15 protein-coding genes are annotated in these 15,491 nt (G+C 61.6%); 10 read left to right on the top strand and 5 right to left on the bottom strand.

All coding sequences use genetic code 11. The annotated features are described in order from the left end of the window. The first annotated feature begins 43 nt into the window (after positions 1 to 43). Genes DX908_RS00670 through fghA form a run of 5 tightly spaced genes read left to right on the top strand, consistent with a single transcriptional unit; the run spans position 44 to position 4,324 of the window. On the top strand, positions 44 to 1,501 hold the full coding sequence (locus DX908_RS00670; RefSeq protein WP_116390552.1) for an AlkA N-terminal domain-containing protein: 1,458 nt from the start codon (positions 44 to 46) through the stop codon (positions 1,499 to 1,501). Beyond that, a complete protein-coding gene (locus DX908_RS00665; RefSeq protein ID WP_116390551.1) occupies positions 1,498 to 2,031 on the top strand; it encodes a methylated-DNA--[protein]-cysteine S-methyltransferase in 534 nt (177 codons plus the stop codon). The genes DX908_RS00670 and DX908_RS00665 overlap by 4 nt, the downstream gene beginning before the upstream one ends. Before the next feature lie 39 nt (positions 2,032 to 2,070). Beyond that, positions 2,071 to 3,177, top strand: a complete 1,107-nt coding sequence (locus tag DX908_RS00660) for an S-(hydroxymethyl)glutathione dehydrogenase/class III alcohol dehydrogenase (RefSeq protein ID WP_116390550.1) — start codon at positions 2,071 to 2,073, stop codon at positions 3,175 to 3,177. Beyond that, complete coding sequence (locus DX908_RS00655; RefSeq protein WP_116390549.1) at positions 3,177 to 3,485, top strand: hypothetical protein; 309 nt, start codon at positions 3,177 to 3,179, stop codon at positions 3,483 to 3,485. Before DX908_RS00660 ends, DX908_RS00655 begins: the two co-directional genes overlap by 1 nt. Further along, positions 3,482 to 4,324 carry an S-formylglutathione hydrolase gene (gene fghA, locus DX908_RS00650; RefSeq protein ID WP_116390548.1) on the top strand — a complete coding sequence of 281 codons (843 nt, stop codon included), beginning with the start codon at positions 3,482 to 3,484 and terminating at the stop codon, positions 4,322 to 4,324. The genes DX908_RS00655 and fghA overlap by 4 nt, the downstream gene beginning before the upstream one ends. On the opposite strand, the gene purU is transcribed toward fghA, so the two are convergent. Then, complete coding sequence (gene purU / locus DX908_RS00645; protein ID WP_116390547.1) at positions 4,321 to 5,178, bottom strand: formyltetrahydrofolate deformylase; 858 nt, start codon at positions 5,176 to 5,178, stop codon at positions 4,321 to 4,323. The two genes, fghA and purU, sit on opposite strands and share 4 nt — an antisense overlap. 179 nt (positions 5,179 to 5,357) lie before the next feature. Between purU and DX908_RS00640 the strand changes: the two genes are divergently transcribed. From DX908_RS00640 to DX908_RS00630, 3 genes are read left to right on the top strand one after another with little or no spacing between them, the layout of a single operon-like run. Further along, the gene (locus DX908_RS00640) at positions 5,358 to 5,792 is read left to right on the top strand and encodes a nuclear transport factor 2 family protein (RefSeq protein ID WP_116392925.1); all 435 of its coding nucleotides are present in this window, start codon (positions 5,358 to 5,360) and stop codon (positions 5,790 to 5,792) included. A 23-nt stretch (positions 5,793 to 5,815) separates the two neighbouring features. Continuing rightward, entirely contained in the window at positions 5,816 to 6,298 is a 483-nt protein-coding gene (locus tag DX908_RS00635) for a DUF3291 domain-containing protein (RefSeq protein ID WP_116390546.1), read from the top strand. 1 nt (position 6,299) lies between these two features. After that, positions 6,300 to 6,638, top strand: a complete 339-nt coding sequence (locus DX908_RS00630) for an antibiotic biosynthesis monooxygenase family protein (protein ID WP_116392924.1) — start codon at positions 6,300 to 6,302, stop codon at positions 6,636 to 6,638. Positions 6,639 to 6,640: 2 nt separating this feature from the next. Here the strand turns inward: DX908_RS00630 and DX908_RS00625 are convergent, their stop codons facing one another. Next, on the bottom strand, positions 6,641 to 7,591 hold the full coding sequence (locus tag DX908_RS00625) for an NAD(P)H-dependent flavin oxidoreductase (protein WP_116390545.1): 951 nt from the start codon (positions 7,589 to 7,591) through the stop codon (positions 6,641 to 6,643). Between the two features lie 81 nt (positions 7,592 to 7,672). On the opposite strand from DX908_RS00625, the gene hrpB reads away from it, so the two are divergent. Beyond that, positions 7,673 to 10,105, top strand: coding sequence for an ATP-dependent helicase HrpB (gene hrpB, locus DX908_RS00620; RefSeq protein WP_116390544.1), 2,433 nt, complete (start codon positions 7,673 to 7,675; stop codon positions 10,103 to 10,105). Here hrpB and DX908_RS00615 read toward each other — a convergent pair whose 3' ends face one another. Further along, positions 10,106 to 11,230, bottom strand: coding sequence for an aminotransferase class V-fold PLP-dependent enzyme (locus tag DX908_RS00615; protein WP_233508608.1), 1,125 nt, complete (start codon positions 11,228 to 11,230; stop codon positions 10,106 to 10,108). A 48-nt stretch (positions 11,231 to 11,278) separates the two neighbouring features. Between DX908_RS00615 and DX908_RS00610 the strand changes: the two genes are divergently transcribed. After that, a complete protein-coding gene (locus tag DX908_RS00610; RefSeq protein ID WP_116390542.1) occupies positions 11,279 to 12,484 on the top strand; it encodes a PrnB family protein in 1,206 nt (401 codons plus the stop codon). On the opposite strand, the gene DX908_RS00605 is transcribed toward DX908_RS00610, so the two are convergent. Together DX908_RS00605 and manD are read right to left on the bottom strand one after the other, a co-directional pair. Beyond that, positions 12,477 to 14,132 carry an acyl-CoA dehydrogenase family protein gene (locus DX908_RS00605; protein WP_116390541.1) on the bottom strand — a complete coding sequence of 552 codons (1,656 nt, stop codon included), beginning with the start codon at positions 14,130 to 14,132 and terminating at the stop codon, positions 12,477 to 12,479. The two genes, DX908_RS00610 and DX908_RS00605, sit on opposite strands and share 8 nt — an antisense overlap. Positions 14,133 to 14,168: 36 nt before the next feature. After that, complete coding sequence (gene manD / locus DX908_RS00600; RefSeq protein WP_116390540.1) at positions 14,169 to 15,425, bottom strand: D-mannonate dehydratase ManD; 1,257 nt, start codon at positions 15,423 to 15,425, stop codon at positions 14,169 to 14,171. Positions 15,426 to 15,491 lie beyond the last annotated feature (66 nt).

The following is a 15,491-nucleotide window of genomic DNA, read 5'->3' as shown; positions in this document are numbered from 1 at the left end:
AAACCGCGAGTAATTGCGTCGAAGCCGCTATACTCCTGTCTGCATGGACCTCGATCACGCCACCTGTCACCGGATCATCTCCGCCCGCGACGCCCGTTATGACGGCAAATTCTTCACCTGCGTGAAGACAACAGGCATTTATTGTCGGCCGATCTGCCCGGCGCGCACCCCGGCGGAAGAGAATTGCGAATTCGCGCCCAGCGCCGCCGCTGCCGAGGAAGCAGGCTATCGCGCCTGCCTGCGCTGCCGTCCGGAAAGCTCGCCCGATCTTGGCGCGTGGCGGGGGACATCCTCGACCGTCTCACGCGGGTTGCGGCTGATCGAGGACGGGGCACTCGATCAGGGATCAGTGACCGATCTTGCCGACCGCCTTGGCGTCGGGGAGCGACATCTGCGCAGGCTTTTCCGCCAGCATCTTGGCGCGACCCCGATTGCGGTTGCGCAGACCCGGCGCGTGCTTCTCGCCAAACAATTGATCCACCAGACGAGCCTGCCGATGACCGAAATCGCCATGGCGAGCGGCTTTGGCAGTCTGCGGCGCTTCAACGAGACCTTCACCGCGCTTTACGGCAAACCGCCGGGCAGCCTGCGGCGCGGGTCGGGCGAAAGCGAGAACGGGCTCGTCCTCACCCTCACCTATCAGCCGCCTTATGACTGGGAACAAATCCTCGCCTTCCTGTCCTTACGCGCAATGACCGGCGTCGAGGCGGTCGAAAACGGTGTCTACAAACGGATTTTGCGGCTGGGCGAGCAGACCGGCATCATCAATGTGAGCCATGCGCCGGAAGTCTCCGCGATCCGCATCGAGGCGAGCCTGCCCGATACCGCTGCCCTGCCCGGTGTGATCGCGAAAGTGCGGCGGGTGTTCGATCTTGGTGCGGACCCGGCGGCGATAGCAGAAGTCCTCAGCGCCGACCCGGTGCTCGCGCCGATGGTCGAGAAGCGGCCCGGCCTGCGCCTGCCCGGTGCATGGGACGGGCTCGAGATCGGCGTGCGCGCGATCCTTGGCCAGCAGGTGACGGTGAAGGCCGCAACGACCATCGCCTCGCGGCTGGTCGCAAAATACGGCACGCGCGTTGAGACCGGCAATGGCCTCACCCACGCCTTCCCCAATGCGCAGACGCTGGCCGGCGCCGATATCGTGGGGCTGGGGATGCCGCAGAAGCGCGCCGATGCGATCAGTGCGCTGGCGCGGCTGGCAGTCGAGCACCCGCACCTTTTCGAAGGCGGCGCGGACCCGGACGAGCTATATGCAGCCCTCACCGCCCTGCCCGGCATCGGTCCGTGGACAGCCAATTACATGGCCATGCGCGCCGCGCGCGCGACCGACGCCTTTATCGAAGGCGACCTGATCGTCAGGAAAAATTTCAGCCGCGGGGGAGAAATGATCTCTCCCAAAGCCCTTGCCGAGCATTCCGCGAAATGGCGGCCATGGCGCGCCTATGCCGTCATGCATCTCTGGGCATCGAGCGGCGATGAGACCGAAGGAGAAAATTCATGACACCCCTCATCCGTGAGCTGATCGACACACCCGTCGGCCCCATCACCCTGATCACGCAAAGCGATGGTACGGTCCGCATGCTGGAATTCACTGAAAAGCGCGACCGCGAGGAAATCCACCTCAAGCGGCATTTCGGAGATGCCGAGATCCGCGACGGCAAGACGTCCGGCCCGGCCCGCAAGGCGGTCGAGGCCTATTTCAATGGGGATATTGCCGCGATCGACACACTCACCACTGATGCAGCGGGCACGGAATTCCAGACAAAAGTCTGGGCGACCCTGCGCACGATCCCGGCCGGCGAGACATGGTCCTATGGCGATCTTGCGGGCGCGGTCGGCAGCCCCAAAGCCTTCCGCGCGGTCGGAAGCGCCAATGGCGCGAACCCCATCGCGATCATCGTCCCCTGCCACAGGGTGATTGCCACGGGCGGCAAGCTTGGCGGCTACGGCGGCGGGCTCGACCGGAAAAAATGGCTGCTGGCACATGAAGCCGCCCACTGCGGGAAGCAATTGGCATTGCACGCCGGATGATGGCAGACGGGAGCCTTGTCAGTTGAAGGAGCCCGGGACATGAAAACCAGAGCCGCCGTCGCCTTTGAAGCGAAGAAACCGCTCGAAATCGTCGAAGTCGATCTGGAGGGCCCCAAGGAGGGCGAGGTTCTGGTCGAGATCATGGCGACCGGCATCTGCCACACCGACGCTTATACGCTGGACGGGTTCGACTCAGAGGGGCTGTTCCCCAGCATTCTCGGCCATGAAGGCGCCGGCATCGTCCATGAGATCGGACCCGGCGTGACCAGCGTCGAAGTCGATGACCATGTCATCCCGCTCTACACGCCCGAATGTAGGACATGCAAAACCTGCCTCTCCCAGAAATCCAATCTGTGTACGTCGATCCGCTCGACGCAAGGCCAGGGCGTGATGCCGGACGGCACGTCGCGCTTTTCCTATAAGGGGGAAAAGATCCACCATTATATGGGGTGCTCGACCTTTTCGAACTTCACCGTCCTGCCGGAAATCGCGCTGGCGAAAATCCGCAAGGACGCACCGTTCGACAAGGCCTGCTATGTTGGCTGCGGCGTAACGACCGGCGTTGGTGCCGTCACCAATACGGCCAAGGTCGAGCCGGGCGCGAATGTCATCGTCTTTGGCCTAGGCGGCATCGGCCTCAATGTCATTCAGGGCGCCAAAATGGTCGGCGCGAACATGATCATCGGTGTCGATGTCAATCCGGGTAAGGAAGAATGGGGCCGCAAATTCGGCATGACCCATTTTGTGAACCCAAAAGATGTCGGCGACCTCGTCCCCCATCTCGTCCAGCTGACCGATGGCGGCGCCGATTACACCTTCGACTGCACCGGTAACACGGATGTCATGCGCACAGCGCTCGAGGCCTGTCACCGCGGCTGGGGAGAATCGATCATCATTGGCGTGGCCGAAGCGGGCAAGGAAATCTCAACCCGCCCCTTCCAGCTTGTCACTGGCCGGGTCTGGAAAGGTACTGCCTTCGGTGGCGCGCGCGGTCGGTCTGACACGCCCAAAATCGTCGAGTGGTATATGGACGGCAAGATCGAGATCGACCCGATGATCACACACACGCTGTCTCTGGAAGAAATCAATAAGGGCTTTGACCTCATGCATGAGGGCAAGTCCATTCGTAGCGTAGTGGTGTACTGATGACTGACAAACCGACCCCGAAATTCGACTTCGACACTGGCATGCCAAAGGGCAGCTTTCCGCTCCTTCATTTCACGGTAAGGAGCGAGTGTGAGAAGGCCGGCGAAACGCCTGCAGAACTGCAGATGATGATCTGGGCCGACACGCCCCAGAAGGCCGTAGAACTCTTTCGCAAGGTGGGGGAGCATCTGGGCTTCAAGGTGACTGGCGAACTCGATGTCGCTGAAAGCGTTTCGATGTCCCCGCCGCGCAAGAACGCCTCCGCCTATGACGTACGATTTGGCGGCAAGGTCGTGAGCCCCTCATGACCCTCCACACCCTCTCCACCACAAGGTCGCATGGTGGCACGCAAGGAGTGTGCACGCATCAATCCTCCGTGACCGGAACGGAGATGACCTTTTCGGTCTTCGTGCCTGATCACGAGCATGGCGCGCGCCTGCCGGTCGTCTGGTATCTCTCCGGGCTCACCTGCACCCATGCCAATGTGACGGAGAAAGGCGAGTATCGAAAAGCGTGTGCCGAGTTAGGGCTGATCTTTGTCGCGCCGGACACCTCACCGCGCGGTGAGGATGTCGCAGACGATCCTGACGGCGCCTATGATTTCGGCCTCGGCGCGGGGTTCTATGTCGATGCGACGGAAGAGCCTTATGCGAAGCATTATAAAATGTGGTCCTATATCACCGAAGAGCTGCCCGGTGTCATCGCCGAGCAGTTCCCGATCGACATGGCGCGGCAGTCGATCATGGGGCATTCCATGGGCGGGCATGGCGCGCTGACCATCGGCCTGACGTACCCTGATAGATTTAAGGCCGTCAGTGCCTTTGCGCCGATCGTGGCGCCGTCACAGGTACCATGGGGCGAGAAGGCGCTGGGCGGTTATCTGGGTCCGGACAAATCCGCTTGGCGGAAACATGATGCCGTGGCTCTGATCGAAGATGGCGCACGCCTCCCTGCCCTGCTGGTTGATCAGGGGGAAGCAGATGACTTCCTGACCGAACAACTCAAACCCTCACTGCTGAAATCAGCCTGCGAACGGGCGGGCATCGACCTCACTCTGCGCATGCAAGCGGGCTATGATCACAGCTATTATTTCATTTCCAGCTTCATGGAGGATCACCTCCGCTGGCACGCCGCGCGCCTGGGTTAATCCCCGAACACGACCGTCTTCTGCGCATTGAGCAGTACACGGTCTTCCAGATGACAGCGCACCGCGCGGGCCAGCACCCGGCGTTCGATATCCCGTCCTTTGCGAACGAGATCATCCGGCGTGTCGGCATGCGTGATGGCCTCGGCGTCCTGCACGATAATCGGCCCTTCATCGAGGTCAGCCGTCACGTAATGCGCCGTCGCGCCGATCATCTTCACGCCGCGCGCATGGGCCTGGTGATAGGGTTTGGCGCCCTTGAAACCGGGCAGGAAGGAATGGTGGATATTGATGCAGCGGCCCGAGAGATAGGCCGACATCTCATCCGAGAGGATCTGCATATAGCGGGCAAGCACGACAAGCTCCGCCCCCGTCTCTTCGATCACATCACGGATCTGGGCCTCCTGCTGGGGCTTTGTGTCCTTCGTGATCGGGAAGTGATGGAAGGGAATGTTGCGCGCACCGGCCAGCTCATGGCCTTCCGCCGGGTGGTTCGAGACGATGCCGACGATGTCCATCGGCAGCTCGCCGATCCGATGCCGGTAGAGAAGATCGCTGAGACAATGGTCGAATTTTGAGACTAGAATGAGAACCCGACGGCGCTCATCGGCCTGCCGCAGCGACCATTCCATGTCATAGGTACCAGCTAGCCCCGAAAAATCCTGCCGGAACTCCCCTTCCGCCGCCTCATCGGCGAAATCGGCGACGATGCGCATGAAGAAGCGCCCGGTCTCGGCATCCCCGAATTGCTGGGCCTCAACGACATTGCCGCGGTGCTGGAACAGCCGCTGGGTCACGGCGCTCGTTAGGCCCGGACGGTCAGGGCAGCTCAGGGTCAGAATATGATGGCCGGTCATGGGGCGTCCTTCGTCCTCTCTCACGCGAAGATGCAACACCCCTTAGATGCAAGAGAGCGGCCAAAGACAAGGTCCGGCGCAAATTCGGGCCGTCTGGCTTGTATGCGGATGGGCTGTACATGATATGACGGATGACCGAGAGGCAGATCGTTGCACCGGACATTGTACGGGGAGGTCAAATGATGAGCGATGCCAGCCTGACACCAGCCGCGAGAGAGACGCTCGCCCGATGGCATGAGATCGTCGAGCGCCGCGACATGAAGAACCTGCCCGAGATCGTTCACAAGGATGCCGTCTTCCGCTCGCCCGTTGCGCACACCCCCTATCCCGGATCCTTCGCGCTGTGCCTGGCGCTCAGTACCGTGATTAAGGTGTTTGAGGACTTCACCTATCACCGCGAATTCATCGGCACGGATGGCCAGTCCGCCGTGCTCGAATTCTCCGCCCTTGTCGGGGACAAACGGGTCAAGGGGATCGACATGGTCCAATTTGATGCGGGCGGTCTGATCACCGAATTCGAAGTCATGATTCGTCCCAAAAACGGTCTTGAAGCGCTGGCCGAGGAAATGGGCGCGCGGATCGGCGACATGATGACCAAGATGAAACAGGCCTGACGGCCATTTTGCGAGGAACCCCCATGCAGCTTGCCGAACTGAATATCGGGCGTCTTGTCGCCCCAACGGATGATCCCCGGGTCAAGGACTTCATGGACAATCTCGATTTCATCAACGGGCTGGGCAAACAGATGCCGGGCTTTGTCTGGATGATGGAAGGCTCAGGCGAACCCGGTCAGGGCAATACCGATGCGGCGGTCACGGATGACCCGCAGACGGTGGCAAACCTCACCGTCTGGGAAGATGCCGCAAGCCTTGAGACATTCGTCTGGGGCACGGTGCACAAGAAATTCTATGAACGCCGGCAGGAATGGTTCGAAATCATGGGCGAGATGCATTTCGTCATGTGGTGGGTGCCGGATGGCCACCAGCCGACCTTGGAAGAAGCCATGGCGAAACTCGAGCACCGCCGACAGCATGGCGACAGTGAAGAAGCCTTTGGCTGGGACTGGCTTAAAGACGCGCAGATGCACAAGACGCATGGCTGCCGTCCGCATGCGGCCTGATATGACGACGACGCAGCTGACCCCGCCCTATTACGCCGTGATCTTCTCCAGCCGGATGGGCGAAGCCGAAGGCTATGCCGAAATGGCAGAGCGGATGGTCAAGCTCGCCGCCGAGCAGCCGGGCTTTCTGGGTGTTGAGTCCGCTCGCGGCGCGGACGGCTTCGGCATCACCGTTTCCTACTGGGAAAGCGAAGAAGCGATTGCCGAATGGAAGGCCAACGCCGCGCATCTCGGCGCGCAGGAAATGGGCATGGCACGGTTCTATGACGCCTATGATGTCCGCATTGCCAGGGTCGAGCGCGCCTATTCAGGCCCCGGCGAACGTCCGCCGGTTAGATAGGGTCAGACCCGTGACCGGCCGCGCAGGATGTGGTCCCGCGCCACGGCATATTCCCGCGTCAGCCGCGCAACGAGATCCGCGGTCGGCACGACTTCGGTAATGGCGCCGATGCCCTGCCCGCAGCCCCATATATCCTTCCATGCCTTCGCATCGGTCGAGCCATCGCCGAAATTCATCTTGGAAGGATCAGCGGTCGCCAGATTGTCCGGGTCCATCCCGGCATTACGGATACTGGGCGCAAGGTAATTGCCGGGAACACCGGTGAAAAGGTTCGTATAGACAATATCATCCGCCGAGGAGTCGGTGATCATCTGCTTGTAGCCGTCAACCGCATTGGCTTCTTCGGTCGCAATGAAGGCCGAGCCGATATAGGCGGCATCCGCGCCCATGGCCTCAGCCGCCAGCACCGAACGGCCATTCGCAATCGAGCCTGAAAGGGCGAGCGGGCCGTCAAACCACTGGCGGATTTCCTGAATCAGCGCGAAGGGCGAGAGCGTGCCCGCATGACCGCCGGCGCCAGCGGCCACGGCAATCAGGCCGTCAGCGCCCTTCTCAATCGCTTTTTTCGCATAAGTGTTATGGATGACATCATGCAGGACAATGCCGCCATAGCCATGCACGGCCTCATTCACCTCTGGCCGGGCACCAAGCGAAGTGATGATGACGGGCACCTCATATTTGACGCAGAGCGCCAGATCCTCTTCCAGCCGCCCATTGCTTTTATGGACGATCAGGTTCACCGCATACGGCGCATCGTGGGAAGTGACTTCCTCATTCATGCGCTCCAGCCATTGCTCGAACACCCCTTCTCCACGGGCGTTGAGTGAAGGAAAGGAGCCGATGACCCCGCTCTTGCATTGCGCGATGGCAAGGTCAGGATTGGAGATGATGAACATGGGCGCACCGATGACGGGCAGCCTCATTCGATTCGCAATGGATGATGGCAGAGCCATGACACTATCCCTCCAGATGACCGGGCGCGGAGATAAGCACGCTTCGCGCGGCGCTGCACCCCCATTCCGGGGGGCGCGACAATGACGCAAATCCCCCTGCCGATTGACGAGGTGCTGGACGATATTTCGCGCGTCCTGCGGACAGGAAACCGGCTGGTTCTCGCCGCCCCGCCGGGGGCCGGCAAGACGACCCGCGTGCCGCTCCACCTGTTGAATGAGGACTGGGTGACAGGGCGCATATTGCTGCTTGAGCCGCGCCGGATCGCGGCGCGCATGGCCGCCGAGCGGATGGCAGCCAGCCTTGGCGAAAAGGTTGGCGAGGCGATCGGGCTTTCGACCCGGATCGACCGGCGGGTCTCTGACCGTACAAGGATCGAAGTCATCACGGACGGGCTCTTCACCCGCCGCCTGCTCAATGATCCGGAGCTTTCCGTGGTCAGCGCGGTCCTCTTCGATGAATTCCATGAGCGGGGGCTCAATCTTGATCTCGGGCTCGCCCTTGGCCGCGAGGTGCAGGAGGGACTGCGCGAGGATCTGCGGCTCATTGTCATGTCGGCGACGCTCGATACGGCGCGGACTGCAGGCGCGCTTGATGCGCCGATCATTGAAAGCCAGGGCAAGATGTTCCCTGTCGAGACGATCTATCTAGGCCGTGAACAGGGCGATATCGCCCCGCAGATGGAACGCGCCATTCGCCGGGCTTTGCGTGAGCAATCAGGCAGCCTGCTCTGCTTTCTCCCCGGACAGGGAGAGATCCGCCGCGTCGCCGAACGGCTTGGTGATGTGGGGCCCGATATCATCGTCGCGCCGCTCTATGGGGCGCTGTCACCGAAGGAGCAGGACCTTGCCGTCTCGCCCGCCCCCAAGGGCGCGCGCAAAATCGTTCTCTCTACGGATATTGCCGAAAGCTCGCTGACGATTGAGGGCGTGACGGTGGTGATCGATGCGGGGCTCGCGCGGGTGCCGGAGTTTGATCCCGCCTCCTCGAGCCAGACGCTGGTTACGCGCCGAGCATCGCTCGCCAATGTTGACCAGCGGCGTGGCCGGGCTGGACGAACCGCGCCGGGCGTCTGCTACCGGCTATGGGAAGAACCTGCCAATCGGGGCCTGCCGCCCTCACCGACACCGGAAATCCTCGTGAGCGATCTTGCGGGTCTTGTCCTGTCGCTTGCCGAATGGGGCGTCGCGGATCCGAAAAGTCTGAGCTGGATAGATGCGCCCCCTGAAGGCCGCGTGAAGGCCGCGAAAGATGAGCTTTCCGCACTTGGCGCTATTGATGACGAAGGCCGCCTGACATCAAGAGGCCGCCGGATGGCAGCCCGACCTCTAGCTCCGGCGCTCTCCGCCCTGATCGATGCTCAGGAGACGGATGAGCACCGGGCATTGGCCGCAGAAATGGCCGCCCTCCTCAGCGAACAGGGACTGGGCGGGCGATCCTCGGACCTGCGCGAGCGCTTGTCTCGTTTTCGGCAGGATCGCTCCCCACGCGCAATGGCGTTGCGGAGACAGGCCGAACGATGGGCGTCGGGATCGCCTGCGCCGCTCAGTGAGGCTGGATCCGTGCTGGCCCTTGCCCTGCCTGGCCGGATTGCCAGACGGCGCGGTGCCACGCCAGGCGATTTTCTGATGGCGAATGGCCGCGCCGCCCGGCTCGACCCCCATGACCCGCTGGCGAATGCGGACTGGCTGGCTGTCGCCGAGATCGCCGGGGCGGCGGGCCACTCACGGATCCTGACTGCCATTCCGCTGACGGAGGAAGTGGCCTTTGCCTGCGGCTCCCCGGTCACGCTGGAAGAAGCCGCTTTCGATCCAGCCACCGGCACGCTCAAGGCTGAGCGGGTGAAACGCCTCGGCGCGATCATTCTGCACCGGACGCCACTGCCGGCGCCCAAGGGTGAGCTGGCTGTGCGCGCAATGGTGGATGCGGTGCGTGCGCATGGGCTGTCTCTCCTGCCGCAATACGATGTGATCCGTGAAACGCTGATGCGGCTCGACATCGCCGCACAGGCACAGGGTAGCGAAAGCCCCCTCTCTGAAGTAACCCTCCTTGAACGGATCGAAGACTGCCTGCCCCCGCTGCTGGGCGGCAAGGCAAAGCTCGATGGCTTCTCGCCGGGGGAGCTGCGCCATGGGCTCAAAGCACTTCTCGACTGGGAGACGTCGCAGGCACTCGACCAGTTCGCGCCGCTCAGTTTTCGCAGTCCGGCGGGGCGGGATCTGCCGATTGACTATCTTGCCGAGGGCGGACCGCAAATCGAGGCGCGGGTGCAGGAATTTTATGGCCTGACCAACCACCCCTCCATTGCTCGGGGACAGGTGTCGCTCACCGTCTCCCTCACCTCGCCGGCCGGACGGCCGGTCGCGGTAACGAAAGACCTGCCCGGCTTCTGGATCGGGGGTTATCGTGACATGGCAAAGGATATGCGCGGGCGGTATCCAAAACATGACTGGCCGGATGATCCGTCCACGGCCAAGCCGCATGAGGGTCGCACCAAGGCACGTCTGAGCAAATAGCTATTTCAGGAACGGCCCCAGTGCCTCCAGCACAAGGTCCATTTCTTCCATCGTGTTATAAAGATGCGGCGAGAGCCGAAGGCACCCTTCCCTTGTATCCATTCGTATGGAGAGTGACTTCATCTTCTCCAGCGCCTCCCCTGCATCCGCCACGTGGATAAGGACCGCATTACCGCGACGCTCCCTGTCGCGCTCAGAGGCCAGCGCGCCGTCCGGCAAGCCTTCATGCAGACGGTCGATGAGGGACTGGTTATGCGCGTGGATCGCCTCAACCCCTGACTGCAGCAGAGTTTCGATCCCCGTTGCTGCCACGACATAGGGCGCGATACTGGGCGTGCCGCCCCAAAAGCGCCGCGCACCCGGCGCCACACGGTAATTACGGATGTCGAATTCGAACGGGTTCTCATGCGAGAACCAGCCTGTATCGACGGGGCTGCATTTCTCCGCTGCGTCCTTCGTCGCCCAGAGGAACCCGGCGCCAGAGCCGCCGCAGAGAAACTTCACCGACGTGCCAAGCAGGAAGTCCGCCCCCAGATCATCGACCGCATAGGGAATGACACCGCTTGCCTGCACCGCATCGACGACCGAGTAGACGTCCCGCTCGCGCGCGAGCTTTGTGATCTCGGCGACCGGCAGGCGGGCGCTGCGGTTTGAGAATGTATGGGTGATGAAGGCGACATGCGCACCGTCCAGATGCTTCGCCCAGACATCCGGGTCGGTCGCCGCGTCCCCGCGCGGAATGAACTCCGTCTCCAGCCCGAAATGCGCAGCGGCGGCGGCAACAAAACCGACGGTCGGAAAATCTTCCTCGCAAAGGACAATCTTGTGGCGGTCCTCGCGCACCGGCAGGGCGCAGAGGATCTTGGAAAGCCCGCCCGACAGGTTCGTCTGCGGGCAGATGTCATCAGGCTGCGCGCCGATCAGCCGGGCCACCATTTCGCGGAAATGATCGACCGCCGCGATCCATTCGCCCCAGCCGTCACTACCCTTTTCCGCCCAAGGGCCGAACCATTGATCTTCCAACGCACGCCTGGCGGCACGCGGCAGGCAGCCGACCGAATGATTGAGGAGATAGATCCCCTCGGGCATTTCGAACTTCGCCCTGATATCGGCCGCAATACTCATCGTCAGATCACCTTTCGCCGTCGCGCGGGCTGTTCTAGTCATAGCCGCATGACAGATACCAGCCACGGAATCCCCACCGCCAAATATGGCGCCAGCGCCGCCCGGTTCGATCACTGGATCCGCACCGATTTTGTTGAGCTGAATACGCAGCTCGAAGAGCTTTATTTTGCGCAAAGTGACAAAGCTAATGTCGCGGGCGTTGGCGATGACCTGAAAGACGCGCTGCGACGCGGCGGGCATGAGCATATTGTCGCCCTGTGGCGCGAGGGGAATACCGATGACGGGTTCGACTCAGCCTTCGGCGTGCTGGGCAATGTCGGGCTCTATATGGGCGCGCTACGGCGGCATGAGCTGACCAATCCCGACACGGAGGATCGCTCACCCTTTCCTGAGGCAAGCTCGCTGGCGCTGCATATCGGGGCAACCATCGGCATGGCGCCACGTTTTGCGACCGCACATCTGGCAACACATAATTATGCGGTGAATGGCGTCCGGAAAAGCTACACTTCCCTCAAGGACGAATTCCTGTTCATTGATGAGAATACGCGCGGCATTCTGGCGCTGACCGAAGCCGCCGAAGCGCTGGCCCGGATCGTGCCGCTGGGGGTCAGTAATATGGTGGCGCTTGATCTGTTTGAGAGCGCCGCAAAATCATTGGAGCGGGCAATCAAGATCAATCAGGGCCTGTTTGACAATCTCGACCGGGACCGGTTTTTCTACTGTGTACGTCCCTATTACAAACCCTACCGTGTGGGCCGTGAAGTCTATCGTGGCGCAAATGCGGGCGATTTTGCCGGGATCAACCAGCTTGACCTGTTGCTTGGGCTGACGCGGGCTTCCGACCCCTATTATGCGCAGCTTCTGGTCGACAAGCTCCTTTTCATGACGCCGGGGGATCAGGCGAAGCTGAAAGACACGATGCGCTACCCCAGCCTGCTCGATAGCCTTTTAGGGCTGGCAGGCCATGCGGAGGCGGACTGGTTCAAACGCGCAGGCGCCGCCTATCTGAAGGTAGCGGACCTCTTCGCCGAGACCGCCCGTCAGCACCATGACAATCTGGTTAAGAAATTCATTGTAGGCCCATCGGATGACCTCGGCGATCAACACCTCCAGCAGGTGACAGCCAGCGGGCCGCCTTTGCCGGTCCTGATCCGGGCGCTAGAGAAATTGCGGGATTTCCGCACCGCCGCCAAGCGTGACGATATAGAAACGCGGGCGGACGATATCGCAAAGCTGCGAGAGCTAGTCAGCTGATCGGCAACGCCCGGGCGATGATTCTGTCCTGATTGATGCCTGCCGGCAGCGCGCCATAGGCAAGGTGCCGGTTTTCGGGATCAAGCCGCGCGGCACAGAAACCGGCAAAGACTTCTTCCGTCGCATAAAGATGCAGCGCCGCCGCCTGAAGTCCTAGCGCCTGTTCCTCGACAAAGGCGCGGGCCGTGGTCTCGGTCAGAGCGCCAGGCTTCGCCCAGGCCTCCAGCCGCGCAAGATGTGCATCATAAAGCGGATGCGCGCCTTTTGCGGTCAGAAGCTCCGTCCTCAGAGCATCCATCGCCTCGGGCTCGCGGGACAGAGCGCGCAGGACATCAAGCGCGATGACATTTCCCGAGCCCTCCCAGATCGCATTGAGCGGCGACTGGCGGAAAAGGCGCGGCATCGGGCCTTCCTCGACATAGCCGACGCCACCGAAACATTCGAGCGCCTCATAGACAAATCCCGGCTGGCGCTTGCATATCCAGTATTTCGCAATGGGCGTTGCAATCCGCATCAGTGCCGCCTCATGAGGCGTGCTGGCGGCGAGGTCGAAACTCCGCGCCACACGGATCATCAGGGCCGTTGCCGCTTCACTTTCGAGCGCAAGGTCGGTGAGAACCGAGCGCATGGCGGGCTGGTCGATGAGTTTTTTCTGGAAGGCGCTACGGTAGGCGGTGTGCCATACCGCTTCGGTGAACGCCGCACGCATCCCGCCAGCAGATCCTGCGATACAGTCGAGCCGCGTATGCTGGACCATCTGGATGATGGTGCGCACGCCCTTCCCCTCTTCGCCCAGGCGCTCCGCCCACGCCCCATGATATTCGATCTCAGAAGAGGCATTCGAGCGATCGCCGAGCTTGTCTTTCAGGCGCATGATATGGATGGGATTGCGCGTGCCATCCGGCCGCCAGCGCGGTACGAGGAAACAGGTGAGCCCGCCTTGCGCATAGGCAAGCGTTAGGAACGCATCGCTCATCGGCGCGGAGCAGAACCATTTATGCCCGGTGAGCAGATAGCCGTCGGCGGTTTTCTCCGCCTTCGTTGTATTGGCACGGACATCCGAGCCGCCCTGTTTCTCGGTCATCGCCATGCCGATGGTGACACCGGTCTTTTCTTCCGCCGGAAGGAAGCGGCCATCATATTTGCCGGCTCGGATGAGCGGTTCCCATCGCGCGGCAATATCAGGGTCAGTCCTCAGGGCCGGCACCGCAGCATATGTCATCGACATGGGACAGCAGACCCCGGCATCCAACCCGCTCATGAGATAAAGAAGCGACGCATGAAGAACATGTCCTGCCTCGTCCGCATTCCACGCCGCTGCCGAAACGCCGCCTTCGAGGCCATACCGCATCAGTTCGTGATAGGCAGGATGGAACTCCACCTCATCGAGGCGCTGGCCGTAGCGGTCAAAACTTTTGAGTTTCGGCGGGTTCTCCTGCGCCGCACGGGACAGCTCCCGCCCCTCTTCCGAATCGGTTTTCGCACCGAACGCCGTCAGCGCGCCCACATGTCCCTCACCGCCCGCCGCCTTTAGCGCGTCGCGCAGCGCGGCATTGTCCGCAAAGGCGTTGCTGTCCAGCCGTGGTGGCGGCTGGTTCGTCACTTCATGCGTTTCAAGGTCCGTGCGCGGCCGGTAGGGGCTTGCCATCTCATCTCCTCCCTGAGGTCGTGAGTCGGCTCCCCCTTACCAGTTCCAGAGCGTGCCGTCGCGCAGGCGTGCCACGGGAAGCTGTTTGGGATCGTAAGGGTGCTTTGCGGCCAAATCCTCATCGATCGTGACGCCATGTCCGGGCGTTAAACCGGCAATCAGATAACCGTCCTCAAAACGGTAATCATGCGGGAAGACCTCGTCCGTCAGATCCGTATGCCGCATATATTCCTGAATGCCGAAATTCGGCACCCATGTGTCAAAATGAAGGGCCGCGCCCATGCAGACCGGCGACAAGTCCGTCGCCCCATGGCTGCCCGTCCGCACCTGATAGAGTTCCGCCAGATGGGCAATGCGCCGCAGATGGGTGATGCCGCCCGCATGAACGACAGTCGTACGGATATAGTCGATCAACTGGTTCTGGATCAGCTCGCGGCAATCATGAACGGTGTTGAAAACCTCCCCCACGGCGAGCGGTGTTGTCGTATGCTGACGGATAAGGCGGAAGGCTTCCTGGTTCTCCGCGGGAGTTGCGTCCTCCAGCCAGAAGAGATCATAAGGCTCCAGCGATTTGCCGAGACGTGCCGCTTCCTGCGGGGTCATGCGGTGGTGGCCGTCATGGAGGAGCGCAATCTCAAAACCGAGCTTGTCGCGCAGGCGGTCAAACAGCTTTGGCAGGAAATTGAGGTAGGCCCGTGTGTCCCAGCTTTCCGTATCGGGAAGTTCACTGCCGGCGGGTTCGTAGAACATCCGGTCTTTTGAGACGCCATAGGCTTTCTCAAGCCCCGGCACGCCTGACTGGGCCCGGATCGCGCGATAGCCCATCTCCTTATAGCGCAGCACTTCATCAAGCGTGCCCTCGATGTCCTTGCCATTGGCATGGCCGTATACAAGGACGCCCTCACGGCTGCGCCCGCCGAGAAGATCGACCAGCGGCATCCCAGCCATCTTGGCCTTGATATCCCACAGAGCCGTGTCCACAGCAGCAATCGCCGACATCGTCACCGGCCCCCGCCGCCAATAGGCACCACGATAGAGGAACTGCCAGATATCCTCGATCCGGCCCGCATCGCGGCCGATCAGGTTCGGGATCACATGTTCCTCTAGATAGGCAACGACAGCGAGTTCGCGGCCATTGAGCGTCGCATCGCCGAGCCCCGTAACCCCGCTCTTGGTCTCGATCTTGAGCGTGACGAAATTCCGTCCTGGCGAGCAGACAATGACCTTCGCGCCCGTGATCTGCCGGTCATTCGCGGATCCCGCGCCGCCCTGTCCTGCCGTTTCGCCCGCCATGATATCTCCTCAGTCTTGCTGCCGGTTGACAGCCAGTGTTAGCGCTCACTTATATCGCCGCAATAA

It is taken from the genome of Parvularcula marina (assembly GCF_003399445.1).
GTDB lineage: Bacteria > Pseudomonadota > Alphaproteobacteria > Caulobacterales > Parvularculaceae > Parvularcula > Parvularcula marina.
The sequence above is the reverse complement of the archived record's forward strand: the minus strand, read 5'-3'. Positions and strand labels throughout refer to the sequence as shown.